17 protein-coding genes and 2 pseudogenes are annotated in these 25,403 nt (G+C 35.5%); all 19 read left to right on the top strand.

Translation table 11 applies throughout. From position 1 onward, the window contains the following. Positions 1–39 precede the first annotated feature (39 nt). Positions 40–1,269 (top strand): annotated as a pseudogene (locus tag EL079_RS01570) (VirD4-like conjugal transfer protein, CD1115 family); the annotation flags it as partial. A 40-nt stretch (positions 1,270–1,309) separates the two neighbouring features. Further along, positions 1,310–1,618: a hypothetical protein gene (locus tag EL079_RS01575; RefSeq protein WP_018543541.1), complete on the top strand. Its 309-nt coding sequence runs from the start codon at positions 1,310–1,312 to the stop codon at positions 1,616–1,618. Positions 1,619–1,821: 203 nt separating this feature from the next. Next, positions 1,822–2,133 (top strand): hypothetical protein, encoded by a 312-nt coding sequence (locus tag EL079_RS01585; RefSeq protein WP_003032603.1) that lies wholly within the window; start codon positions 1,822–1,824, stop codon positions 2,131–2,133. Positions 2,134–2,136: 3 nt separating this feature from the next. Continuing rightward, positions 2,137–2,352, top strand: a complete 216-nt coding sequence (locus EL079_RS01590) for a Maff2 family mobile element protein (protein ID WP_000863833.1) — start codon at positions 2,137–2,139, stop codon at positions 2,350–2,352. 19 nt (positions 2,353–2,371) lie between these two features. Continuing rightward, entirely contained in the window at positions 2,372–3,235 is an 864-nt protein-coding gene (locus EL079_RS01595; protein ID WP_003032619.1) for a VirB6/TrbL-like conjugal transfer protein, CD1112 family, read from the top strand. A gap of 17 nt (positions 3,236–3,252) precedes the next feature. Next, complete coding sequence (locus EL079_RS01600) at positions 3,253–3,516, top strand: hypothetical protein (protein ID WP_003032613.1); 264 nt, start codon at positions 3,253–3,255, stop codon at positions 3,514–3,516. 3 nt (positions 3,517–3,519) lie between these two features. Beyond that, the gene (locus EL079_RS01605) at positions 3,520–3,909 is read left to right on the top strand and encodes a PrgI family protein (RefSeq protein ID WP_018543540.1); all 390 of its coding nucleotides are present in this window, start codon (positions 3,520–3,522) and stop codon (positions 3,907–3,909) included. Further along, entirely contained in the window at positions 3,821–6,250 is a 2,430-nt protein-coding gene (locus EL079_RS01610; RefSeq protein WP_003032615.1) for a VirB4-like conjugal transfer ATPase, CD1110 family, read from the top strand. The genes EL079_RS01605 and EL079_RS01610 overlap by 89 nt, the downstream gene beginning before the upstream one ends. Positions 6,251–6,253: 3 nt before the next feature. Then, positions 6,254–8,386: a CHAP domain-containing protein gene (locus EL079_RS01615; protein ID WP_018543539.1), complete on the top strand. Its 2,133-nt coding sequence runs from the start codon at positions 6,254–6,256 to the stop codon at positions 8,384–8,386. 11 nt (positions 8,387–8,397) lie between these two features. Beyond that, a complete protein-coding gene (locus tag EL079_RS01620; protein ID WP_003031505.1) occupies positions 8,398–8,637 on the top strand; it encodes a hypothetical protein in 240 nt (79 codons plus the stop codon). After that, on the top strand, positions 8,612–10,093 hold the full coding sequence (locus tag EL079_RS01625; protein ID WP_018543538.1) for a CD1107 family mobile element protein: 1,482 nt from the start codon (positions 8,612–8,614) through the stop codon (positions 10,091–10,093). Before EL079_RS01620 ends, EL079_RS01625 begins: the two co-directional genes overlap by 26 nt. Before the next feature lie 94 nt (positions 10,094–10,187). Further along, positions 10,188–11,891: a DNA topoisomerase 3 gene (locus EL079_RS01630; RefSeq protein WP_003031506.1), complete on the top strand. Its 1,704-nt coding sequence runs from the start codon at positions 10,188–10,190 to the stop codon at positions 11,889–11,891. A gap of 77 nt (positions 11,892–11,968) precedes the next feature. Beyond that, positions 11,969–12,574 (top strand): DUF6088 family protein, encoded by a 606-nt coding sequence (locus tag EL079_RS01635; protein ID WP_003031504.1) that lies wholly within the window; start codon positions 11,969–11,971, stop codon positions 12,572–12,574. After that, positions 12,567–13,574 (top strand): nucleotidyl transferase AbiEii/AbiGii toxin family protein, encoded by a 1,008-nt coding sequence (locus tag EL079_RS01640; RefSeq protein ID WP_018543537.1) that lies wholly within the window; start codon positions 12,567–12,569, stop codon positions 13,572–13,574. Before EL079_RS01635 ends, EL079_RS01640 begins: the two co-directional genes overlap by 8 nt. A gap of 69 nt (positions 13,575–13,643) precedes the next feature. Next, on the top strand, positions 13,644–22,364 hold the full coding sequence (locus EL079_RS01645; protein WP_004224837.1) for a helicase-related protein: 8,721 nt from the start codon (positions 13,644–13,646) through the stop codon (positions 22,362–22,364). Positions 22,365–22,407: 43 nt separating this feature from the next. Beyond that, positions 22,408–23,066 (top strand): annotated as a pseudogene (locus EL079_RS01650) (DNA-binding protein). Between the two features lie 140 nt (positions 23,067–23,206). Then, positions 23,207–24,148 (top strand): hypothetical protein, encoded by a 942-nt coding sequence (locus EL079_RS01655; RefSeq protein ID WP_018543536.1) that lies wholly within the window; start codon positions 23,207–23,209, stop codon positions 24,146–24,148. Further along, positions 24,135–24,347, top strand: coding sequence for a helix-turn-helix domain-containing protein (locus EL079_RS01660; RefSeq protein WP_003033056.1), 213 nt, complete (start codon positions 24,135–24,137; stop codon positions 24,345–24,347). The genes EL079_RS01655 and EL079_RS01660 overlap by 14 nt, the downstream gene beginning before the upstream one ends. After that, positions 24,334–25,398: an SIR2 family protein gene (locus tag EL079_RS01665; protein ID WP_018543535.1), complete on the top strand. Its 1,065-nt coding sequence runs from the start codon at positions 24,334–24,336 to the stop codon at positions 25,396–25,398. Before EL079_RS01660 ends, EL079_RS01665 begins: the two co-directional genes overlap by 14 nt. The last annotated feature ends 5 nt before the right edge of the window (positions 25,399–25,403 follow it).

Here is a 25,403-nt window from a genome sequence, read left to right on the forward strand (position 1 = left end):
TCAAAGAAATTTTGTTTATGTCCTTGACAAATCTTCACAAAAGGAACGATAGTCCTTGAGTGTGGTAAGATGCTTGAGGATAACGGATATGAGATAAAAATCTTAAATACCATCAACTTCAAAAAAAGTATGAAATACAATCCATTTGCCTATATTCGTTCTGAGAAAGATATTCTGAAATTGGTACAGACAATCATTACAAATACGAAAGGAGAGGGAGAAAAAGCAGGTGAGGACTTTTGGGTCAAAGCCGAAAAACTCTACTATACAGCTCTTATTGGTTACATTTGGTATGAAGCTCCAAGAGAAGAAAAGAATTTTGCAACACTCCTTGATATGATAGATGCTTCAGAAGTCAGAGAAGATGATGAAACCTATATGAATCCGATAGACAGACTCTTTGAGGCACTGGAAAAGAAAGAGCCTACACACTTTGCAGTGAAGCAATATAAAAAGTACAAATTGGCTGCGGGAAAAACAGCAAAGTCTATTTTAATTTCTTGCGGTGCAAGGCTTGCTTCCTTTGACATTCAGGAACTACGGGACTTGATGAAAGAAGATGAACTGGAGCTTGATACACTTGGAGATAGAAAGACAGCACTCTTTGTTATTATCTCCGATACAGATGATACCTTTAACTTTGTTGTATCTATTATGTACTCACAATTATTTAACCTACTTTGTGATAAAGCAGATGATGTGTATGGCGGACGATTACCTGTCCATGTGAGATGTTTGCTTGATGAGTTTGCGAACATCGGCTTAATTCCAAAATTTGAGAAATTGATTGCAACGATTCGTTCAAGAGAAATATCAGCAAGCATTATATTACAGGCACAATCTCAGTTAAAGGCAATCTATAAAGATAACGCCGATACAATTGTAGGTAACTGTGATAGTACCTTGTTTCTTGGTGGTAAGGAAAAGACAACATTAAAGGAACTTTCTGAAACACTTGGAAAAGAAACAATAGACCTTTACAATACATCAGAAACAAGAAGTAATCAAAAGAGCTTTGGCTTAAATTATCAAAAGACTGGTAAGGAACTGATGAGTCAAGATGAAATTACTGTAATGGACGGTGGTAAATGTATCTTTCAGCTTAGAGGTGTCAGACCTTTTCTTTCAGATAAATTCGATATTACAAAGCACAAGAATTATAGATTACTTGAGGACTATGATAAGAAGAATTTGTTTGACATAGAAAGCTATATGAAGCGAAAAGGAAAAGCAAAATTGACATCAAATACAAGAATATTTAGGGTATAATATATGTATATATAAAGTAAAAAAGAGAGGAGGAAAGATATTGGTAGATTATTTATTTAATTCATCTGGAGAATGGATTTGCTTTAAAGTTAATAAATTTATTTGGGATACGAATGGGAATATAATTGGCTGGCTACCATGGGGGGATAATGATGTTGTTACTATGGAAGGCGATTATTTAGGAACTATTGTAGACAAAGATAGAATTTATTATTTTTCAAATCATCCATATAGAGGCTATCCGGGTTATCCAGGTTACCCGGGTTATCCGGGCTATCCAGGCTACCCAGGATTTGCTGGTTATAAGTCTTTGCCATCGGGTGCAAAAGATATAGTTATAAAAAAATAATATCATTAAGTTATTAAAAACTGAGAAAGCAGTAAGTCTAAAGAACATAGATTTGCTGCTTTTTTATTACTTAAAATCAGGAGGTAAGATGATAAGGATCAGAAGTCCCACTTAAACGAAAACTAAATAGTAAGAGTATCAGCGATTGGAAAAGTAATACTTCTGGTCGCTTTTTTTATTGAAATGAAAAGGAGAAATTTTTAATGAAGCAGGAAATGATTAACATCAACGCCAACTTATTGGCAGAGCCTACTTTCTCAAGTTTTGAAAATGAAGGAGAGAAAGTGGAAGTTGCAAACTTCACGCTTGTAAAAAAGTACGGAAAGGGTAAGGAGTACATCAACTGTGCAGCTTATGGAGAAAAGACAGAAATAGCAAAAGCCTTTGAGAAAGGCGATTTAATTCATATCTTTGGTTACTTTAAGAAGCGTGAAAAAGAGGGAAAGACTTACAAAAACTTTGTAGTGAAGTCATATAACAAGATTGAAAAGAAAGAAGAAAACGAGGAGGAATAACTTATGGCATTTTTTACACAGGCAGTTAATGTATTAAAGATTTTGGTTATGGCAGTAGGTGCAGGACTTGGAGCATGGGGCGTTATCAACTTGATGGAAGGATATGGTAATGACAATCCCGGTGCTAAGAGCCAGGGTATTAAGCAGCTTATGGCTGGAGGAGGTATCGTTCTTATCGGACTTAAGCTCATTCCACTACTTGCCAATGTACTCAATTAAGAAGAAAAGGAGAGCTTAGATGTTTGGAATATTCGACAAGATAGAAGAATTCTTTAAGGAGCTTCTACTGGGCGGTATTCAAGCAAACTTAGAGTCCATGTTTCTTGACATCAACGATAAAGTTGGTGCAGTTGCAACAGATGTAGGTAAAACGCCTATGGGGTGGAACGGAGATGTATTTGCCTTTATCAAAAACATTAACGATTCCGTTATCATTCCAATAGCAGGACTAATCATCACAGCAGTTCTTTGTATCGAGCTTATCAATATGGTAATGCAAAAGAACAATATGCACGATACAGATACCTTTGAATTTTTCAAGTACATCATCAAGATGTGGATTGCTGTATGGTTAGTATCCCATGCCTTTGAGTTTTCAATGGCAGTTTTTGATGTGGCACAGCACGTGGTAAATAAGGCGGCGGGGGTGATAAATACCTCTGCCACCGTTTCCGGAGATCAGATAGTGGCAATGATGGATACCCTAAAAGAAAAGGGGCTTGGAGAACTTGTTATGATTCTCTTTGAAACCTCCCTCATCAAGGTTGCTATACAGGTAATATCCGTTGTGATTATGCTTGTAGTTTACGGAAGAATGTTTGAGATTTATGTTTACTCATCGGTTTCAGCCATTCCATTTGCCACAATGGGAAACAAAGAGTGGGGACAGATTGGAACAAATTACATCAAAGGACTATTTGCACTTGGACTACAAGGACTCTTTTTAATGGTTTGTCTTGGAATTTACGCAGTTTTAGTTAAGACGATTAAGATAACAGATATACACACAAGTACCATGACGATACTTGGCTATGCGGTTTTGCTGGGGTTAATGATGCTAAAGAGCGGAACACTGGCCAAAAGCGTATTAAATGCACACTAAAAGAAAGGAAAGATAGTATGGATAAAAGAAAAACAGTATTTACAACAGTAGTAATTGGAGCAGGCATTATGGCGATAATTGATAGAATCAGGCTTCATAACAGGCTTGAGGATTTGGAAGAAAGAACAGATGACATCGGTCGCTGCCATAATGATTTTTACCTAATGCAGGAAAGATATAACAAAAGTACGAATGAACAGATAGAGAGTATTCAGGAAGAAATCGGCTCTGTATATGAACACTTTGAGGAGCTGTCAAAGGGTAAAGAAGATGGGAGGTAAGATATGGCATATGTACCAATCCCTAAAGACTTAAATAGGGTAAAGACAAAGGTTGCTTTTAACCTAACGAAAAGGCAGCTCATAGGCTTCACACTTGCAGGACTGGTTGGAATACCAGTCTATTTATTTATGAGGAAGTTTGTGCCAAATGACATAGCTGTCATATTTCTCATTGTGTCAACGCTTCCTATCTTTTTCATCACACTATTTGAAAAGGACGGACTGATCTTTGAGAAATATTTTAAGCACATCTACCTTCATAAGTTTTATCAGCCCAAAAAGAGAGTGAGAAAGGAGGTTTACCTTGAACAAGAAAAGAAAAATTCAGCAAATAAAACTCATGCAAAACGAAAAGGCATTGAGAAGTCAAAAGCGGAACTTAAAGAAAAGTAATGGCAAGTCAAAAGAAGATAAGGGAGGAATCCTTGACCTTATCTTTAAGAAAGAACCGAAAAGATATACGGTAGAAGATACCATTCCCTATCTAAGGCTTTTAAAAAGCGGAATATGCCAGCTTGATGAAAAGCACTTCAGTAAAAGTATAGCCTTTCAGGACATTAACTATCAGCTTGCCTTAGATGAAGATAGGGACTTGATTTTTAATCAGTTTGCAAACTTCCTAAACTCTTTTGATCCAAGTATCAGCATTGAGTTTTCGTATATCAATCAGCTCGGACGAAACGAAGAAATGAAGTCGGCAATTCAGATACCGGATAAAAAGGACGGTTTCGACGATATACGCTTTGAATTTAGAGAGATGCTTAAAAGCCAGATTGTAAAGGGAAATAACGGACTTAAAAAATCAAAGTATGTAACCTTTACAGTGGAAGCGGATAATTTAGAGCAGGCAACATCAAAACTTGAAAGACTGGAGATAGATATATTATCTAATCTAAAGAGCATGGGTGTGAGAGCAGAAAGCCTAAACGGAGAAGAAAGGCTAAAGATACTTCATGATGTTTTAAATCCAAATAAAACATTTGAATTTTCCTACAAAGACCTAAAGAAAAGGGAAAGCACAAAGACATATATTGTGCCTGATGAGTTTAACTTTACACCGAGTAGATACTTTAAGTTCGGCAAATTCATCGGAGCAACAAGTCATTTTCAAATCCTTGCCAGTGAGCTTTCAGATAGGATGTTATCCGAGTTTTTGGATATTGACGATAACATCAATATTTCCTTTCATATTAGGGCAATCGACCAATCGGAAGCCATTAAGATGGTAAAACGAAAAAACACTGATATTGATAAGATGAAGATTGAGGAAAATAAGAAGGCTGTTAGAAGTGGCTATGATATGGATATTCTTCCAAGTGATTTAATTACCTATGGAGAAGATGTAAAAAGCCTCCTAAAAGATTTGCAAACAAGAGATGAGAGAATGTTTGTTGTAAGCATTGTCTTTATGAACTTTGCAAAGACAGTGCAAAAACTTGATAACACCATTGCTCAGATAAGCTCTATTGCCAATAAGCATAACTGTAAGATTAAAAGACTTGACCATACGCAGGAGCAGGGCTTAGTGAGTGTACTTCCTTTAGGTGTGAACAAGATAGAAATTGACAGAGGACTAACAAGTTCCTCAACAGCAGTCTTTATGCCATTTACTACTGAGGAGCTTTTTATCAACTCAAGTAACAGTCTGTACTATGGACTAAATGCACTAAGCCATAACCTTATTATGGCGGATAGGAAGAAACTGAAGAACCCAAACGGTCTAATCCTCGGAACTCCGGGCAGTGGTAAATCCTTTAGTGCCAAAAGAGAAATGGCAAATGCAATTTTGGTAACAGATGATGATGTGATTATCTGTGATCCGGAAGGAGAGTATGGAAACCTCGTAAGGCAGTTTAAGGGAGAAGTCATTAAGGTCAGCAGTAAGTCAAAGGATTACCTGAATCCCCTTGATATAAACATGAACTACGGTGATGGGGATGCACCGCTGAAAGACAAGGCAAACTTTATCATGAGTATGCTTGAGCTTGTAGTAGGCGGTAGTGGTCTTACAGCAGAAGAAAAGTCTGTAATAGACAGATGCCTGCCAAAGATTTATGAAAAGTATTTTGAAAACCCAGAGCCTTATAATATGCCAATACTACAAGACCTATACGATATGTTAAAAGGACAGGAAGAAAAGGTTGGTAAGAAGCTGGCAACAGAGATGGAAATCTATGTATCGGGTTCTCTTAATGTTTTTAATCACAGGTCAAATGTAGATTTGAATAAGAAGCTCCTTTGCTTTGATATTAAAGAACTTGGAAGTCAGCTAAAGAAAATAGGAATGCTTGTTATTCAGGATCAGGTGTGGAATAAGGTGTCACAAAACAGAGGAAACAAGGCTACAAGGTACTATATCGACGAGTTCCATTTGCTTTTAAAAGATGAGCAGACAGCATCCTATTCCGTAGAGATTTGGAAAAGATTTCGTAAATGGGGAGGTATTCCAACAGGTATTACGCAGAATGTCAAAGACCTACTTATGAGTAAGGAGATAGAAAATATCTTTGACAATACAGACTTTGTCTTAATGCTTAATCAAGCATCAGGAGATAGAGAGATACTTGCAAGAAAACTTAAAATCTCACTTCCACAGCTCAGATATGTTACTAATTCAAATGAAGGTGAGGGACTACTTTTCTTTGGAAATACCATTGTGCCTTTCATTGATAAGTTTCCGAAAGATACGATTCTTTATCAGAAGATGACTACCAAGCCGGAAGAAGTGAGGTAGCCTATGGGAAAGAAGCTGAAAAAGGATTTTAAGGAAAGGCATAAGGCAAGCCTTGAAAGAGAGATGTTTCATAGTAAAACAGATACGATACCTGAAGAAAGTAAGCTAAAACATAACGATGATTACAGAGGTAAAATCGTTCATGAGAAAGAACGGTTTCAGGATAAAGTGCATGAAAAAACAAGTAAGGTAAGCGCTGATAATGAAAAGTCTTATGGAAATTCCAAGAGAAACGCAAAATATAGAGTTTCAGATAAGGGGAGCATAACTTCTGTAACTGAAACTGGAAGAGCGGATTATGTTACAGAGGTTAAGGATGGGAAAATCTATGATCCTTTAGGAAAAGACCTTGATAATGATGGGATTATAGACAGATACGACAATGACTTTAGGGATAGCGATTATTTTGAGTCAACCTATGATGTCGAGGATAATCTTCATCATAAAGCAGAAAATACAAATAGCTTCTTAAAAAGCCAAAAAGCTCAAAAGAAAAATTATAAGAGAAAAAACTATACCGAAAGCCTTTATACAAGGAAAAAGGATGATGTGTTAAAGGAGAATAAGCCTGAAGATAAAAAGACTGGAAAAGATACTGCAAGCAAAAAAGTTCATAGCAGTATTTATAAAGAGCAGAAGAAAAAGCTAAAGAAAGATATGGTAAAAGTATCTGCACTTTCTGGACTTGCCAAAGGAAGTGAAACTGTAAGAGATTACCTTTCTCATGGAAGTGATGAAAATCAAGGAGTGGAAGCAGGAGAAAAGACAGCAGATACAAGCTCCAAGCTCATTCATGGCATAAAGAAGTATTCTGATAAGAAAAGAGCTAAAAGAGGCTATGACCTTACAAATAAGGACTATAAAATCAGAAAGCGTAAGTCAAAGTTGGAATTTCGTGATGCCAAAAAGGAACTGAAAAAGACGGATGAGTATAAAAGAGCAAGTGCATATAAAAGATTTCAAAAGAAAAATCAGGTAAAGGCAGCAATTTCTCGTGAGAATAAGTCAAGGCTTAGAGATCGAATTAAAGAGGGACTTATCGGAACACTGAAAAGCTCAAAGGATATGATTATCCGAAAAGCAAAAGGACTAATGCTTATTTTCATAGGTATCATTATCTTAGGGACTTTTGTGATTAACTTTGCAGGAACGGGAATGACGGGCTTTATGAACTCTACAAGCTCTGTGCTTACAACAAGCTATTTATCAAAGCCAAATGTCCTAAGTGAAATCAATCAGAAATTTTCAGATATGGAGGGTGAGCTTCAAAGTGAAGTTGACCATGTGAAAGAAAATTATCCCGGATATGATGAATATATCTTAAATAATACAGAATACATCGGTCATAATGTCCATGAGCTTTTATCCTACATTACATCAAGGTGTGGAGAGGTAAAGAGTGTATCGGAAGTAGAATCCATATTAAAAGAATTATTTGATTCCATGTATGACCTTGAGTATAGGGAAGAAATTGAAATCAGATACAGGACGGTTACAAAAACCTATACCGATGAAGATGGCAATGAATATACCGAAAGCCACGAAGAACCTTATGAGTATAAAAAACTCATCGTAACGCTTCATAAAAAGGAGATGGACAGCATTATCCGAAAGGTCTTTGCAAATTATCCCGATAATCTAAAGCACTATGAAGCCTTGTTCCTTGCACAAGGCAATATGGGAGAAGCCTTTGGTAATTCTGACCTTATCAGTGCAAATGGAGGTATCGGTGGTGGAAAAGAGTATGAGGCATCTACGGAGGTTCAAAAGAAGATTGTTAATGCTGCATACATTACGCCATCTCCGGGTGCAGGCTGGTGTGCCATGTGGGTATCACAGGTCTATCAAAATGCAGGACTTGGATACATAGGCGGGAATGCCTGTGATATGTACCGAAACTATACCTTTACATCAGACAGGTCAAAGCTCAAGGTCGGAATGCTTGTGGCAGTCGAAAGCAGCAGTAGCGGAAGCAGTGCAGGGCTTACCTATGGTCATGTAGGTATTTACATTGGAGATGGAAAAGTGATTGATAACATCGGTCGAATAAGAGTAACTACCTTAGATGATTGGATAGCAACATTTTGTAAGCACCATCCCGTAGGATTCGGTTTTCCGCCAAATGTAAAGAAATAGGAGGTAACCATTTGAAAAAGGAACTGATAGCAGTAAAAAACAGAATAAAGAAGTTAAATGATAAAAAGGCTCTGATTAATGAAGAATTGGAGCCTTTATTCATTCGTGAAGAAGAGCTTGAAAATGAAGAAATCATTGCCATTTGCAGAAAGAATAACATCACAATCAGCGATTTGATGGCAAAGGTAAACAGACAAAAAGCAGAAATGAAAAAGGAGAAAACAAATGAAAACCAGTTTGAAAAAGAATAATAAGTTTTGGACGGTAGCACTTGCGGTAATTGTAAGTATTAGTTGTATTTTAGGTCTTTGGACGGTTGTTTATGCACAGGAGCAAAAATCTGAAGCTTCAACAAAAAACGAAGCTGTTCAAACGGAAGTGGAAGTAAATGTAAGGTATATCTTTGAAGATGAAAAGGTCTTTAAGGAAGAAAAGATAAAGGCTGAGAAAGGACAACTTATTGATAGCGGAGATCTTCCAATGCTTCCTGATAATATGAAATTCATTGATGAATTTCTGTTTTATGAGGTAAAGGGAGATGGAAAAGATGAGATTATCCGTAAGGTAGCAAAGATAGAGGTTAAGGATAAGGGAACGCAGACAGAGCTTTCTAAAGACGATATTTCAAAAATAGAAAAAGAGGCAAAAGAGCTTCAGGATAAACTTGATAAGTTAAATTGCGAACTTAAGGATAAAGACAAATTAAGTGATAAGCAAAAGAATAAAATTAAAGATCTTGAAGATGAAATTGATAGCCTGAAAGAAAAAATGAAGAAAGATAAGGGAAATAAGGACTTATCAGAAGATATGAAAAAGGAAATAGATAAGCTGACGGAAAAGGTGAAAGAGCTTGAGAAAAAGGCAACTGAAACAAATAAAGCTCCTGTAACATCACAATCAGTTACACCGATTAGTCCTATTTCCGGAATTAAGACAAGTTCAGGTATTTCTCCTCAAACACCACAGACTTCTGTAAGTAGTACCGGTAAAGGCTCATCGGATTCGGTAAGCTCAGGTAATACTACAAAGGATACCGGCAAAGGCAAAACGGAAGTAAAGGAGAAAGAAAAGGAAGTTCGCTATCCCAATAAGTTGACGGCAAAAGCTTCTGTGAATAACAGTCAGGATTCATCAATGGGGTCTGCAAGTAAGAGTGTAAACACCAACAAGGGAGTAGCTTCATCTCCGTCAAAGGCGAGAGCATCCGTTACGGAGAATAAAGATAATGCAAATAAGGAGTATCCGATTCATCATGGAGATAGCAGCGATAACAAAGAAACGGATCAGTATTCGGCAGATGCAAGGCAGTTTATTACCTTTCAAACGAAAAACGGTAAAACCTTTTATTTAATCATCAATCATGATGAAGATAGTGAGAATGTAATGCTTCTTACGGAAGTATCTGAAGATGATCTCTTAAACATGGTGGAGAAAAAAGAAGCACCAAAGCAGGAAGTAGTAAAAGAAGAACCTGTTAAGGAAGAAGTAAAGCCTGAGAAGAAAAACGAAAAGGGTAATTTAGGAACCTATATTATTTTGCTTCTTGTAGTAGGTGGTGCATTAGGAGCAGGCTACTATTTTAAGGTTGTGAAAAAGAAAGAAGATAAAGAACTTGAAGCCTTAGAGGAGGAAGATGATGATTTCTTTTCTGAAGCTGAAAGCGAGGAAGAAATAAATGATGCAGATGAAGTGGAAGATGAAGAATAAACGCACCTAAAAACATATTATTTTGGGTGCAAAGTTAGGGCGGGAGAGTAATATCTTTCGCTCTATTTTGATTTATAACAGGAGGAAAACACAGATGAAGTTAGTTATTGCAGAAAAGCCGAGTGTTGCAATCTCTATTGCAAAGGTTATTGGAGCAAATAAAAAGAAAGATGGATATTATGAGGGAAACGGATATAGTGTGAGCTGGTGCGTAGGACACCTAATTCAAATGGCAAATCCGGATGCTTATGATGAAAAATATGCTAAATGGAATATTACAGATTTACCGATTATTCCGAGCGACTACAAGTATGAAGTAGCAAAGGCAACCAAGAAGCAGTTTAACATCCTTAAAAAGCTGATGAATAATAAAGAGATTGATATGGTTATCAATGCGTGCGACGCAGGTCGTGAGGGAGAAAGCATTTTTAGACTTGTATATAACGAAGCTAAATGCAAAAAGAAGATGAAACGCCTTTGGATTTCTTCAATGGAAGATAGTGCCATTAAAGAGGGTTTTGATAACCTAACAGACGGAAAGGACTATGACAATCTCTTTGAATCGGCACAGGCAAGAGCCATTTCGGATTGGTTGGTCGGAATGAATATCAGTAGGCTCTATTCTTGCCTATATAAGCAAAATTATTCAGTTGGCAGAGTGCAGACACCGACCCTTTCAATGATTGTAGATAGAGATAACGAAATAGCAAATTTTAAGAAAGAAAAATATTACACAGTAGAGCTTTCTATGGACGGTTTTATACTTTCCACAGACAGAATTGATGATGAGATTGCTGCTGAACAGCTAATCAATTTAGTTGGTGATAAGATTGAAATCACCAATGTAATCAAAAAAGAAAAGATTACAAAGCCTGAACTGCCTTTTGACCTGACAACACTTCAAAGAGAGTGCAATAAGTATTTTGGATACTCAGCAAAACAAACTCTTGATTATGCTCAGAGTCTTTATGAGAAAAAGCTGATTACCTATCCAAGAACGGATAGCAGATACCTTACAACAGATATGATTACAAGTATGGTAAATAACATATTGGGACAAAATGACTTTGATACAGAGCGTATTAAGGTCATTTTTAATTCAAGCAAGGTAACAGACCATCATGCTATTATACCGACAGTAAGTTCAATGAGTGAAGATTTATCGAGTATTCCGAAGAGTGAAGTAAAAGTGTATAGGCTTATTTTTAATAAGCTTCACGCAAGTGTAGGTTATCCATTAGTGGAAAGCACAACAAAGATTGTGGCTGAATTTGACGGCTTTGAGTTTACAAGTGCCGGCAAGGTTGTTAAAGATGACGGCTTTACAAAATATCTTAAAGATTACAAGCCTAAGAAAAATGAAGATATAGAGCTTCCTGATGTAAAAGTAGGCGATGTATTTGAAGTAGAAAATAAAGAGATTAAAGAGAAATTCACCCAACCTCCAAAACACTTTACTGAAGATACGCTTTTAAAGGCTATGGAGATTACAGGAAATGACGTACTTGAAAAAGGTGTAGAAGTGGAAAGAAAAGGGCTCGGAACACCTGCAACAAGGGCAGGAATTATTGAAAATCTAATATTTAAGGGATTTGTAGAAAGAAATAAGAAAAATCTTGTAGCCACACATAAAGGAATTAGTCTTGTAACAATAGTATCTGATACCTTTAAGTCAGCAGAAACGACTGCAAAGTGGGAAATGGAGCTATCGGATATTGCAAAAGGCAAGGAAAATAAAGAAGATTTTCTGAAAAAAATTGAGGAAGAAATAAATATTACGATAAAACAATACAAATAGGAAACTTTTAGAAAAGTTTTAGCATTGACTTTTTGCACCCAAAAGTATATAATTTTAGGTGCAAGGAGGTGATTTATATGATTTCTATAACGAATCAAATAGAAAAAATTATGTCAGAAAATCAAGGGAAAATTTTTTCTATTAATGATTTCTACAATCTTGGAACAAAAAACACAATTAAATCTGTCTTATATAGATTAAATGAAGAAAATCAGATTACGAGGCTCATTGATGGATTATATATAAAACCAAAATATAGCGAGATTTTAAAAGAATATTCCTATCCGGATGCAAGTGAAGTTGCTGAAAAACTTGCAGAAAAATTTTCTTGGACAATAGCTCCCACAGGAGATACAGCTCTAAACTATACAGGATTGTCCACTCAAATTCCTAATGAGTATATTTATATTTCAGATGGGGCATATAGAGAATATTTGTATAGGGATAAAAAGATCATCTTTAAACACACAACAAATAGAAACATAACATCTTATTCCAAAGAATTGTCCATTTTAATACAGGCAATTAAGGCATTAGGCAAAGACAACATCAGTGAAGAAGATATAAAAAAGCTTGCTGTATTTACCAAAAGAATTAAAGAAAATTTGAAAGAAGATACTTTAAAACTTCCTTTTTGGATACAGGAAGTTTTAGAAAAGATACAGGAGATCAACTATGAGTAAATTATTAGAAATATCAAGCGAAGAATTAGAGCTTGTTATACAAAACACCGCAGACAAACTCAATATGTCGAAAGCTATTGTAGAAAAAGATTTGTGGGTATGTGTGATTTTAAAATATCTGTTTAGTAGGTTTAAGTACAGGGATGCTATTGTTTTTAAAGGTGGAACAAGTCTATCTAAAGTTTATAAGTTGATTGAAAGATTTTCAGAAGATATAGACCTTGCGTTAGATTGGAAAGTTTTAGGATACGGAAAAATAGAACCTTATGAAGATAGAAGTAATACCAAGCAACTAAAATTCAACGATAAAATAAATGATGATACAAAAGTATTTCTGCGTGATGAATTTCTGCCCACTCTACAAAATGATTTTAAAGAAATACTAAAGCACAAAATATATAGTTTTTATATCGATGAGTTTGACAGACAGACAATATGTTTTGACTATCCTAAAAATCATAAAGATAGCTCGATTCTACAAGTGATAAGATTGGAAATTGGAAGCTTAGCAGAACCAATTCCTGCAAGCAATCAAAAAATAAAAACTTATATCGAAGAAGTGTATCCGGAAGTATTTGATGAAAATATAGAAGTTGTGGCGGTAGACAGTTTACGAACCTTTTTTGAAAAGATTACTATACTTCATAGAGAAGCAAATCGAGTGAATGGAAATTATCCGACAAGATATTCAAGACATTTTTACGATGTTTATAAAATGATACTAACGGATATTAGAGAAAAGAGTTTTGAAAACATCGAACTATTAAAAATAGTTATTCACTTTAAGAAAAAATTCTACGCAAGTAATTGGGCGAAATATGATGACATCATGAATGGTAATTTAAAGTTAATACCATCAAAGGAAGGATTAGAAATTTTTTCAAAAGACTATGACCGCATGAAAAATATGTTGTTTGGAGAAAAGATACCATTTGATAAAATCATTGATACTCTTAAGGAATACGAGAAAGAGTTGAATGGTGTTATAAAAAATAAATAAATATAATTTTGGGCATAGACGGTAGAGAACATCTATCGTCTTTTTCATGTAAAAAAGAAGGAGGTAAAAATGCGAATAAATGATTTTCATAATATTTTGGAACTTGTAAAACTGGATATTTTGCAAAGTGAAGCAGAATACCTGAAGCTTTTAAAGGTTGTCGGAAACAATCAAAGATACGACTTTAGAAGTCAGTTAAGTATCTATGATAGAAATCCTGAAGCGACAGCCTGTGCCAAGTTCGACTATTGGAGGGAACGCTTTAACCGTACCGTTATGAGAGGACAAAAGGGTATCCCAATTTTAGAGGACTACGGCACATACAAGAAGGTGACCTATATCTTTGATATAGGTCAGACAGTTTCAAGAAACAGAGATGTCAATGAAGTAAATCTTTGGAAGTTTGACAAAGAAGTTCATAAGGATGTCCTAAAGGAAATGATAACAAGTGAGGGCTATGAGGAAAGTGAAAGTATCTTAGAAAATATCTTTTCTTTAAGCAGGCTTTACGGAGATGAAAAGATAGATAGCCTTATGAATGATCTTAGAATAGCGGATGAGGATAGAATATCTTTTACCAAGTTTGTGAGGGACTCAATAAGCTATGCAGTTGCTTCAAGATTTAAGGTAGACTATCCGATAGATAACGAACTTCTAAGAGAGAATTTTGAAAGACTTGATAGTATTTCCCTTATGAGTCTTGGCGAAACCATATCGGATATTAGCGGAAAGATTATTGATGCAACCATTCAGAAAAGTAAAGAGCTTGATAAAGAAGTTTTAAGAGGTAAAGAAGCAGGATATAATAAGATTAGAGAAGAAATTGAGGAGGTAGAAGAAAATGTACTTCGACGAGATGATCAGAAAAGAAATGAAAATGAGCGAGTTCTCCGAAATGGAGAGTACGGACGAGATAATAGAGAAAATCAGGGAGAATACGCTGAACAGCTTGGAGGAACAGACGGACTTCATGAAAGAATTTCCGAATCCGATATACGCAGTGATGAGGCTCACTTACCTTTCACAGAGCGAGGAGCAGAGCCACTTCGAGATGTTGGTAGATCTATACAAGGAGAAGAAGCTGACAGGACACCTGATGGATATTCAGAAACAAGCGATAGACTTTATGAGAACGGAAAAGCCGAAACTGATGACAGCTTGGAAGATAGAGGACGAGAACAATCCACAGTATGGGGCGATGATTTCAGCACTGAAAGAGATGACCGTCAAGGAAATCGTGGAAATCTAAAAGAAAATACTGAAGCAGAGATAAGAGAAGCTGATAAGGCTTCTTTTTCTTTGCCTGAAAATTCTTATGGACAGATGAGGCTTACTATTCCTCTTAATCAGAAAGACATAGACACTATCCTTATTAACGGAGGAAACCATGATGGTGGTAGGCTTCCCGTTATATCAGAGTTTTCCAAAGGAAAGAGCAATGAAGAATTAGGAGAATACCTCAAAGATACCTTTGGGGGTGGAAACGGATTTTACATTGATGAAAGAGAGGCATCTTCCTGGTATTCGGATAAAGGCATTTATTTAGCTTATGGGACTTCAGCAAGAGAAGATGATACGCAAATTTTAAGCTGGAATGATGCAGCAAGTAGGATAAATGAGCTTTTGGAAACCGGAGAGTTTGCCACAAATGTAGAACTTTCTGAATCCCTTGATTATGAAAGAGATAGAATTTCAGAATCCCTATGGTATCTATATCACGATTTAAGCGAAGAAGGAAAAGCACAGGGATATTTTGATTTTATAGAAAGAGGTGGTGGCTTTCCGGAAGAAACGAAAAAATTGTCTGAGGCATTAAAAAATCCTGAGTATCTGAAAGAAACAATCAAAGAATACAGCAGGTTTTTAGCAGGATATAAAGAAAATAGAGATGTACTAAGATTTCACTACCACAAGGTAGATAGCCTTTATCAGAGATTACAGGAACTTGAGCTGCCACGAAAGGAATATAGTACCAATCTGATAGAGCTTCCTAAAGTAAAGCCATTTATTACAGATGACGAAGTTCTTTCTACGCTTTCAAGAGGAAGCGGAATAGATAAGGGAAAAGAGCGAATCACCAAATTCTTCAAAGAAAACCATACGCTTCAAGAAAAAGCTAATTTCCTAAAAGATGAGTATGGCATCGGGGGAAGCTCTCATGCTGTTTCAGGGGCAATGGGAAGTGATGAATGGCACGATGCTAAGGGACTTAAATTACAGAAGAAAGATTGCAGTGATGTTTTTCTTACTTGGTCAAGTGTGGCAAAGCATATTGATGAGCTGCTTTCTAAAAATCTTTATCTTGAGGAAAAAATAGAAGGTAATTCAGAGATAGAAGAAGCAAAAGAACCACAATATTATTCTAAAGATGATCCTGAAAACTTAATGACTGATGAAATGCTTGAAAGAGTGCCTGAGCTTTATGCACAGGAAGATGTCGCTTTAGCAGATAAAGAGGTTCATGCTGCATATATCATTCCGTTTAGAAGTAATTGGACTTGGTATATGACGGAGTATGATAGAGAAAGTGGAGATGCCTTTGGACTTGTACTTGGGATTGAACCTGAATGGGGATATTTCAGTATTGAAGAGTTGAAAGAATTAAATGCCCAGAGGCTTATTTTAGAAGATTTTCCAAAGACCTTTAGAGAACTTAAAAATACAGAGCTTGTCAAGCAGATGGATGAGCAGGAGCTTCAATCGGTATTTAACGGAGAACTTAGTTTTGAAGAAGAAACAGAGCTTGAAGCACCTGAAGAAGTAGAAGAAAGAATAGCTGCAACACCTGTTCAAGGAACGCTATTTGATTACCTCAAAGAAAGAGAAGAAGTAGAGCTTAATGAAGAAAAGGAAAGCCTTACCGATGAATTTACAGTTAAAGAAGGTGATACAGTCTATTTCAACCATGAAGAATACACTGTAAGGGAGATTGCTAAAAATCAAATCACAGGAAGAAATGATTTATGGCTTGATCCGGTAAGAAGTGGAAATCGTCAAATCCCGATTATAGCCTTTGAAGATAATGGGGACTTATTAAAGCAGATAAGCCTTGAAAGACCGAATTTTATTGTTGGTGATGAAGTTAAATATAAGGACAAAAACTATACCATCACACGCTTTGATGATATGGGAAATAATCTAAAGACAGTAACGGTTAAGGACAATACCGAATATCTTGGCGGTATGATAACAGGCTCCGATGTAATCCCTTATCATCTTGAAAGCGACCTTGAGAGGGTATTTCAAAATATAACCTATACGAACCCTGAAAAGACTATTGAGGAAGTAGAAATAAAGAAAGCTGATGCTCATAACTTCAAAATCACAGAAGAAACGCTCCCGGAAAAGTTATCTCCAAGTGAGAGACTGAATAACAACCTTGAAGCAATTTCCATGCTTAATCGTGTAGAGAGTGGACAAAGAGAGCTTGACAGTACAGCTCAGGAAGTTTTAGCGAAATATGTAGGCTGGGGCGGACTTGCTGATGTGTTTGATGAAAGTAAAGAGGGACAATGGGAAGCTGCAAGAAGTTTCTTAAAGGAAAATCTATCACCATCTGAATATGAAGCTGCAAGAGAATCTACCTTAACAGCCTTTTATACACCTAAAACAGTTATTTACATCGTATATAAGACACTTTCCGGTATGGGATTTAAGAGCGGAAATATCTTAGAACCAAGTATGGGAGTTGGAAACTTTATAGGAAATCTTCCAGATGAAATGAGTAAGTTGAAGTTTTACGGTGTAGAGCTTGACTCAGTAAGCGGTCGAATTGGAAAACTCTTATATCCTGAAAGTGAAGTGCAAATTAAGGGATTTGAAGAAACTACCTTTTCCAATAACTTCTTTGATGCAGTTATCGGTAATATCCCCTTTGGAGAATATAAGGTAAATGACAGGGAGTATAACAAAAATAACTTCTTGATTCATGACTACTTCTTTGCGAAATCCATTGATAAAGTAAGAAATGGTGGTGTTATCGCCTTTATTACATCAAGCGGAACAATGGATAAAAAGGACGAAAGTGTCAGACGCTACCTTGCAGCAAGAACAGAGTTTTTAGGAGCTATCAGACTTCCAAATGATACCTTTAAGGGTGTTGCCGGAACGGAAGTAACATCGGACATTATTTTCCTAAAGAAAAGAGATAGTATTAGAGAAAGGGATGAGGACTGGATACATCTATCTGAAGATAAAAACGGACTTACCTACAATAAATACTTTGTGGATCATCCTGAGATGGTGCTTGGAAGTATGGAGGAAGTACTCGGAAGATTTGGAAATATGATAGCTTGCCTTCCAAAAGAAAATGCTAACTTAAAGGAATTACTTACAAAAGCAAGTGAAGAAATCTCTAAAGATGCAAAGTATGAAGAAATAGAGCTACTTGACGATGAAATCAGCACAATACCTGCAACAGATGATGTCAAGAATTTCTCCTATACCATTATTGATGATGAAGTATATTACAGAGAAAACTCACTTTTCGTAAAGAAGGAAGTAACGGAGAAAAATAAGGAAAAGATTAAGGATTATCTTGAGTTAAATGATGCTCTAAAAGATGTAATCTACAAGCAAAAGGAAGATTTTTCCGATGATGAAGTAAGGAAAGCTCAAGAGAAGCTAAATGAAGTCTATGACAGTTTTTCTAAAAAGCATGGGTATGTAAATAACCTTTCTAACACCAGAGCCTTAAAAGAAGATAGCAACTTCCCGCTTGTATCTTCAATAGAAATCCTTGATGAAGAAGAAAACTTTAAGGCAAAGGGAGATATTTTTTCAAAAAGAACAATCACAAAGGCAAAGACAATCGACCATGTAGACACTTCCCTTGAAGCTCTTGTGTTATCTATGTCTGAAAAAGGTTATGTGGATTTTGACTATATGGGAAGTCTTACAGGAAAAGACAGATCTACTTTGATAGAAGAACTTAGAGGAGAAATTTACTTAAACATCAGGGAAGAACAAAACTTTTATAGACCGTTATCCTTTAACCTCGAAGATGGGGATTTACCTTTTGCCTGTGCAAATGACAGCAATTCCTATAAATATGGCTATGTAACAAAAGATGAGTACCTATCAGGAAATATCAGAGAAAAGATTGCGATTGTTGACAGTTATCTGTCAAAACTTAGACAAACGGAAAGAGAGCTGCCTCATCTTGGCTATGCGGAAGATGGCAAAGAAAAAGAGCTGATAAGCTATGAGATGAACCGATTGGAATACCAAAAGGCAGAGCTTACAAAAGTTTTACCAAAGGAGCTTGAAGCAAGTGAAATCAATGTAAGGCTTGGTGCTACTTGGATACCGATAAAAGATATAGAAAAGTTTATCTTTGAAACACTGAAAACTCCGGGCTGGGCAAGATGGGATATTAAGGTTAAATTTTCAAATCTCACAAGCGAATGGAATATTGAGGGAAAAAGCAAAGACAGAGGAAATGACCTTGCTGAAATGACTTACGGTACAAGTAGAGTAAGTGCCTATAAGTTGATTGAAGACGCCTTAAATCTTAAAGAAACAAAGGTATTTGATCAGATTGTAAATCCTGATGGCTCAAAAACTTCTGTGCTAAATAAAAAAGAAACCTTACTTGCAGGGCAGAAACAAGAGCTTCTAAAAGAAGAATTTAAGAACTGGATATTTAACGATCAGGAAAGAAGAAACAGACTTGTAAAATTGTATAATGAGCGTTTTAACTCTATTCGTAACAGAGAATATGACGGAAGCAATTTATCCTTTGAGGGAATGAATACTAAAATAGAGCTTAGACCTCATCAGAAAAATGCTATTGCAAGAAGTTTGTATGGAGGAAATACGCTTCTTGCCCATGTGGTTGGTAGCGGAAAGACCTTTGAAATGGTGGCTTCCGCAATGGAAAGTAAAAGGCTTGGAATGTGCAGTAAATCACTCTTTGTTGTACCGAACCATCTAACAGGTCAAATAGGGAGAGAATTTATGCAGCTGTATCCGTCGGCTAATATTATGGTTGCAGATAAAAAAGATTTTGAGCCGAAAAATAGAAAAAGGTTCATAGGAAGAATTGCTACTGGTGAATATGATGCGGTTGTAATTGGGCATACGCAATTTGAAAAAATTCCGATGAGTAAAGAATATCAGGAAAAACACATTCAGGATCAGATTGATGAAATCATCAACTATGTTGAGGAATATAAGCATGATAGAAATCAGAACTTTACGGTAAAGCAGCTTGAAAAGACCAAGAAAAAACTGGAAACAAGGCTTGAAAAATTAAATGATGATTTTAAGAAAGACGATGTCATTACTTTTGAGGAATTAGGCGTTGATAAGCTCTTTATCGATGAAGCACACAATTACAAAAATCTCTATCTCTACACAAAAATGAGAAATGTAGCAGGTATTGGTCAGTCTGAAGCATTTAAGTCATCCGATATGTTTATGAAGTGTAGATATATGGATGAAATGACGGGTGGAAAAGGTATTGTATTTGCCACAGGAACTCCTGTATCAAATTCCATGACGGAACTTTATACAATGCAGCGTTATCTTCAGTATGAAAGTCTTAAAAAGAATAATTTAGAGCATTTTGATAGCTGGGCATCTACATTTGGTGAAACACAGTCTGCCTTTGAATTATCTCCGGAGGGAACGGGGTACAGAGTTAAGACAAGATTTTCAAAGTTCTATAATCTTCCGGAGCTAATGAGTATGTTTAAGGAAGTTGCAGATATTCAAACAGCAGATATGCTCAATCTTCCAACACCGGAAGCACAATATGAAGTGATTAAGACTTTGCCAAGTGAGGAGCAAAAGGAAATCCTAAAGAGCTTATCCGAAAGAGCTGATGATGTCAGAAACAGAGTGGTAGAACCTGATGAAGATAATATGCTGAAAATTACCAATGACGGTAAGAAACTTGCTTTAGATCAGCGTTTAATCAATCCATTGCTTGCTGACAATCCTGATAGCAAGGTCAATATATGCGTGAAAAATGTGTTTGCCATTTGGGATAAGACAAAAGAAGATAGGTCAACACAGCTTCTATTTTCCGATATGTCCACACCGAAAGGCGATGGAGAATTTAACATTTACGATGACATCAGAGAAAAACTCGTTGCAATGGGAATTCCGAAAGAAGAAATCGCCTTTATCCATGAAGCAGGTTCCGATAAGCAAAAGGACGAGCTATTTGCAAAGGTGCGTAAGGGAGATGTGAGGATATTACTTGGTTCAACTCAGAAAATGGGAGCAGGCACGAATGTGCAGAACAAACTGATTGCACTTCATGACCTCGATGTCCCTTGGCGTCCTGCGGATTTAGAGCAGCGTGCGGGTAGAATTGTAAGACAGGGAAATGAAAACAAAGAAGTCAGCATATACAGATATGTAACGGAGAATACCTTTGATGCGTACCTTTGGCAGACCATCGAGAATAAACAGAAGTTCATTTCTCAGATTATGACAAGTAAAACACCTGTAAGAGTGGCGGAAGATGTGGACGAAAGCAGCTTAAACTATGCAGAGATTAAAGCCCTTGCTACAGGTGATCCGAAAATCAAGGAAAAGATGGATTTGGATAATGAGGTTACAAAACTTAAAATGCTTGAAGCAAACTATAAGTCCAACCGTTACAGATTAGAGGATAAGGTTGCTAAAAACTATCCGGAAGAAATCGCAAGAACAGAAAAACTAATTGAAGCTGTTAAGAAAGATATAGTAAGTGTAGAGCCTAAAGCGGAAGGTGAGGAAAAGTTTACTTCCATTACCATTGCGGGAGAAAAGATTACCGATAAGAAATTAGCCAGAGAAAAGCTGCTTGAAGCTATTTCTAAAGTAAAAATCAATGAAAGCAAGGTTATAGGTAAGTATCGAAATATGGATTTAGAGGTAAGTTACAACTTCTTCACCAATGAGCATAACTTCAGCTTAAACGGTGCTGCAAAGCATTCAGGAGAGCTTGGAACAAGTGCAGATGGTAATATCACAAGACTTGATAATGCTCTTGAGAAAATACCTGAGAAATTAAAGAGACTTGAAGAAAAACTCATCAGCACAAAGGAACAACTGGAAAATGCTAAAGAAGAATTAAAAAAGCCATTTGAAAAAGCGGAAGAATTAAAGTCTAAGATACTAAGGCTTGCTGAGTTAAATAAGCTCCTTGATATGGGAGAAGTGGAAGAAAAGAGAAATGACAATCCTCTTGTGGAAGATGTAAAAAGAGCTATCATAGACTTTTGCAACAGAGAATATGAAGAAAACCATAGTTATGATGAGTTTGATACTCTATATCCTGACTTAAAGCACATCGGCATCGCCTATACCAATACACCTGACGAAAGACACGGCATCCAATATGAGCTTAATTTAGAAGCTAAAACATGGACACAGTATATTGATGATACTCCAATCAAAACAGAGAGCTTCGACTATGAAAACAAGGGAGAAAATGAAGCTCTAAGGAATATGAAAAATGAAATAGAGCTATCCTCTTTTGAAGATTTAGTCTATGTGGATTCCGAGGACTTAAAGGCAGCTCTCGGACTGGACATTGATGATGAAGGAAACTTCTATGATCCGCTTGCAAAAGACCTCGATAATGACGGTATTCCTGATAGATATGACAATGACTTTAAGGACAGTGATTATTTTGAGTCAACCTATGATGTGGAGGATAACCTGCATACTAAAGAGGAAGCTACGCAAAAAACAGAGGATAAGCCATCTATTTTAGGACAGATAAGAGCTTATCAGGAAGAAAGTAAAACGGAAGAAAAACACACTACAAAAGAACAGGAATTTTTAAGATAAGGGGAGGGTAAACCTCCCCTTTACCATGAAGGGAGATAAAAATATGGATTACAAAACAATAAGAGATAAAATTGAAGATATGGTAAATGATAACCACAAGGACTTTATGAAGGCGATTATAAGCATGGAAAAAGGTATCAATGATGAAAGTGCTTTAGACAAGCTCTATGACGCTTATATGGACAATGACAGCCTTAATTTGCTACATGAGGAATTTGACTATATGATTGAGGATTTAAGAGAACAGGGACAGATAAAAGACCTACCTTATGTTCAGGAAGAGAAAGATAACCTTATAAATATCGTTGGAAATGTTGTCGGCAAGGTTGATGTTATTGAGAGAGAAAACAAAAACGGAGAAGCCTTTAAGGTGGCAAATTTCTCTGTTGTATCCAAAGATGATGAGGGTAATAAGGTGTATCACAACTGCTCCGCTTATGGAGAAAAGAGTGATATTCCAAAGGACTTTAAGCAGGGAGATTTTGTTAAGCTCTTTGGACAAATTAGAACTTCCATTGATGATAACGGTAAGGAGCATAGCAATGTAAGGATACTTTCTTCAAAACTCTTAAAGGCAAAGGAACAAATGAAAGGACAGGAGGAAAAGAAAGAATCTGTACTTGGAGCTATCAAAAAATATCAGGCTGAAGATAAGGAAAAGCCAAAAAAAAGAAAGAAGCAAGCAAAGAAGCAGAGAGATAAACTTATGGTTGGTGTGGTCTTAGGACTGCACCGACTCTTTTTTATTTGCGAGAGTTCGATAAAAGAGAATATATTTATGAAATAAGTATATTTTATGGTATAATATACTAAATAAAGTTTTCTTGAAAGGAGGTTGTTGAATGAAAAAATTTGATAATGAAAAATATCAAATTTTAGCAAAAGATTTAATGGGGGATATTTTTTATTCGGAGACATCTAATCGGAATAAAATTGCTACCATTCGCCAGTATGCAGAAGTGATAGTGAGAAAAATTTTAGATATTAACCCAAGCAAAAAGATGACTATTGGTGCAAATGAAATATCTAAAAAACTTGATGCTCTCAACAATAGTGAATTTTTAAAAGAAGCATTAGAGAATATTAGACAGGATGGTAATAAATTTACACATACTGAGTATTTAGAAGAGGTTACATCTGATGAATTTGATAAAATTGTGGATAAGCTTTTGGATATGCTTTCATTCATGCTTATAAATTATTTTGAAACTTATGAATTTGGATCAAGAAGTGATGTTTTACAGTCATTTTCATTATTACCCCCAATAGTACGATATAAGGTGCTAATATTTTTATACAGCAAATATCCAAATAACATTCATGTTATTGATAGATTGGCATTAGCTATTGTTAAAGCATTTGATAAAGAAGAAGCAATCAGATGGATTGAAGCTGAAAAAAACAACTTGATTAATTTAGATGTAATGTCAGATAAAGCATTTAATGAGATTGCAGAAAATAAAGGGATAGAATTTGCAAAGCTAATTAGATTTAATTCGCCTTATAAAAATATGTATGAGTTGTGTATTGATAAAATTATGAAAATTGGAAATGAAATAGATTCGAAAGGTCATTTGTATATTGACTTTGAAAGTGCATTGCCGTATTACAAGCAATATGGAATTATAGATGAGGATAGTGAAGAAATAAAAGAATTTAATGATATTATGGATTTTTTATATCTTGGCAGAAGAACAAAATTAGATAGTTTTATTAAACTAAAAGAACCATATGTAACTCTAAATGTAATTACAGGGGATAATAATATAGATGAGAGTATTTAGCTATAAAAGACTATTCAAAAAACTTATTGATTTAGATATGACAAATAATGAATTGATGGAAAAGGCAAAAATAAGTAAAAGCACATTTTACAAAATGAAGAATGGGCAGAATATAACGACGGATGTTTTACTTAGAATTTGCAATACTTTGGATTGTGGTATTGAAGAAATTATGGAGTGTAGTGATGAATATAGATAGTGAAGAATTTGAACCAATATTTATGGATATTAAGGAACGATACCTATCAGGTGTAAATTTCCCCAAATTAATAGTTGGAACAGGGCTTTCTATTGCAATGAATATTCCGGGAATGTCAAAATTGGCTGAAAAATTGGGGGAATCGTTTGAAAGTATCGGTGATTTAGAGTTACAGAAGCAGTGGAACAAATATAAGGGGAAGATCAAAGATGAAGGATTAGAAGCAGCCTTATTAGATGTTTCAATAAGTGAAGAATCGTTTGTGGAAATAATTCGAGAGATAACGAGTGAATTTATTTTAGATGAAGAATATAATCAGCATCGTGATATATTAAATGAAATTTCCGGATTTGAAAAATTATTAAAGTACTTATTGGGAACTGTAAGTGTAAATAATCAAGTAATCGATATAATGACTCCTAATTATGACAGAATTATAGAACTAATTTGTGATAAATTAAAACTATCAACTACATTAGGATTTTCGGGGAATATGTATCAAACTTTTAATGAAAATATACTAAAACAACCTTATGATTTTTTTTCTAAAAGCGTTCCTTTAGTAAGATTATTTAAGCCACATGGATCAGTTAATTGGATAAAAAAGAATGAGAGAGAATATCAGATTAATGATTATAAGTTACTAAAAGATAACAAGTGCTATATAGATATTATTACACCAGGCAGTATGAAATATAAGTCAGGAATGATTAACGGTATTTTTAGATGTCATAGGGAAATTTTTAATGAATTGATAACAGACTCTAAAAAGAATTTTTCTATATTTATTTATGGATATGGATTCAATGACCAGCATTTTAATACAGTATTCGAGGATACTCAAAAGGATGTGGTTGTCTTGACAAGGACTATTAAAAAATCATTTTTAGATAGAGCAATGAAAAACGAAAACTGGACTTTATTTTATAAATATGAAGATAAAGAAGAAAATACAGAAGAAGGAAATTATATGGTATATAAAGGCAAAAAATATAATATAAATAAGGAATTGTGGGATATAAATGTATTTTCAGAAACTTTTTTAGGGTAGGAGGA

It is taken from the genome of Streptococcus anginosus, from assembly GCF_900636475.1.
Lineage (GTDB): Bacteria > Bacillota > Bacilli > Lactobacillales > Streptococcaceae > Streptococcus > Streptococcus anginosus.

What these genes read in the sequence shown, in the direction of transcription:
- EL079_RS01655 (WP_018543536.1), top strand. Translation starts at nt 23,207, where the DNA reads ATGAAAAAATTTGATAATGAAAAATATCAAATTTTAGCAAAAGATTTA.
- EL079_RS01635 (WP_003031504.1), top strand. Translation starts at nt 11,969, where the DNA reads ATGATTTCTATAACGAATCAAATAGAAAAAATTATGTCAGAAAATCAA.
- EL079_RS01615 (WP_018543539.1), top strand. Translation starts at nt 6,254, where the DNA reads ATGGGAAAGAAGCTGAAAAAGGATTTTAAGGAAAGGCATAAGGCAAGC.
- EL079_RS01600 (WP_003032613.1), top strand. Translation starts at nt 3,253, where the DNA reads ATGGATAAAAGAAAAACAGTATTTACAACAGTAGTAATTGGAGCAGGC.
- EL079_RS01585 (WP_003032603.1), top strand. Translation starts at nt 1,822, where the DNA reads ATGAAGCAGGAAATGATTAACATCAACGCCAACTTATTGGCAGAGCCT.
- EL079_RS01630 (WP_003031506.1), top strand. Translation starts at nt 10,188, where the DNA reads ATGAAGTTAGTTATTGCAGAAAAGCCGAGTGTTGCAATCTCTATTGCA.
- EL079_RS01595 (WP_003032619.1), top strand. Translation starts at nt 2,372, where the DNA reads ATGTTTGGAATATTCGACAAGATAGAAGAATTCTTTAAGGAGCTTCTA.
- EL079_RS01660 (WP_003033056.1), top strand. Translation starts at nt 24,135, where the DNA reads ATGAGAGTATTTAGCTATAAAAGACTATTCAAAAAACTTATTGATTTA.
- EL079_RS01645 (WP_004224837.1), top strand. Translation starts at nt 13,644, where the DNA reads ATGCGAATAAATGATTTTCATAATATTTTGGAACTTGTAAAACTGGAT.
- EL079_RS01640 (WP_018543537.1), top strand. Translation starts at nt 12,567, where the DNA reads ATGAGTAAATTATTAGAAATATCAAGCGAAGAATTAGAGCTTGTTATA.
- EL079_RS01605 (WP_018543540.1), top strand. Translation starts at nt 3,520, where the DNA reads ATGGCATATGTACCAATCCCTAAAGACTTAAATAGGGTAAAGACAAAG.
- EL079_RS01625 (WP_018543538.1), top strand. Translation starts at nt 8,612, where the DNA reads ATGAAAACCAGTTTGAAAAAGAATAATAAGTTTTGGACGGTAGCACTT.
- EL079_RS01590 (WP_000863833.1), top strand. Translation starts at nt 2,137, where the DNA reads ATGGCATTTTTTACACAGGCAGTTAATGTATTAAAGATTTTGGTTATG.
- EL079_RS01665 (WP_018543535.1), top strand. Translation starts at nt 24,334, where the DNA reads ATGAATATAGATAGTGAAGAATTTGAACCAATATTTATGGATATTAAG.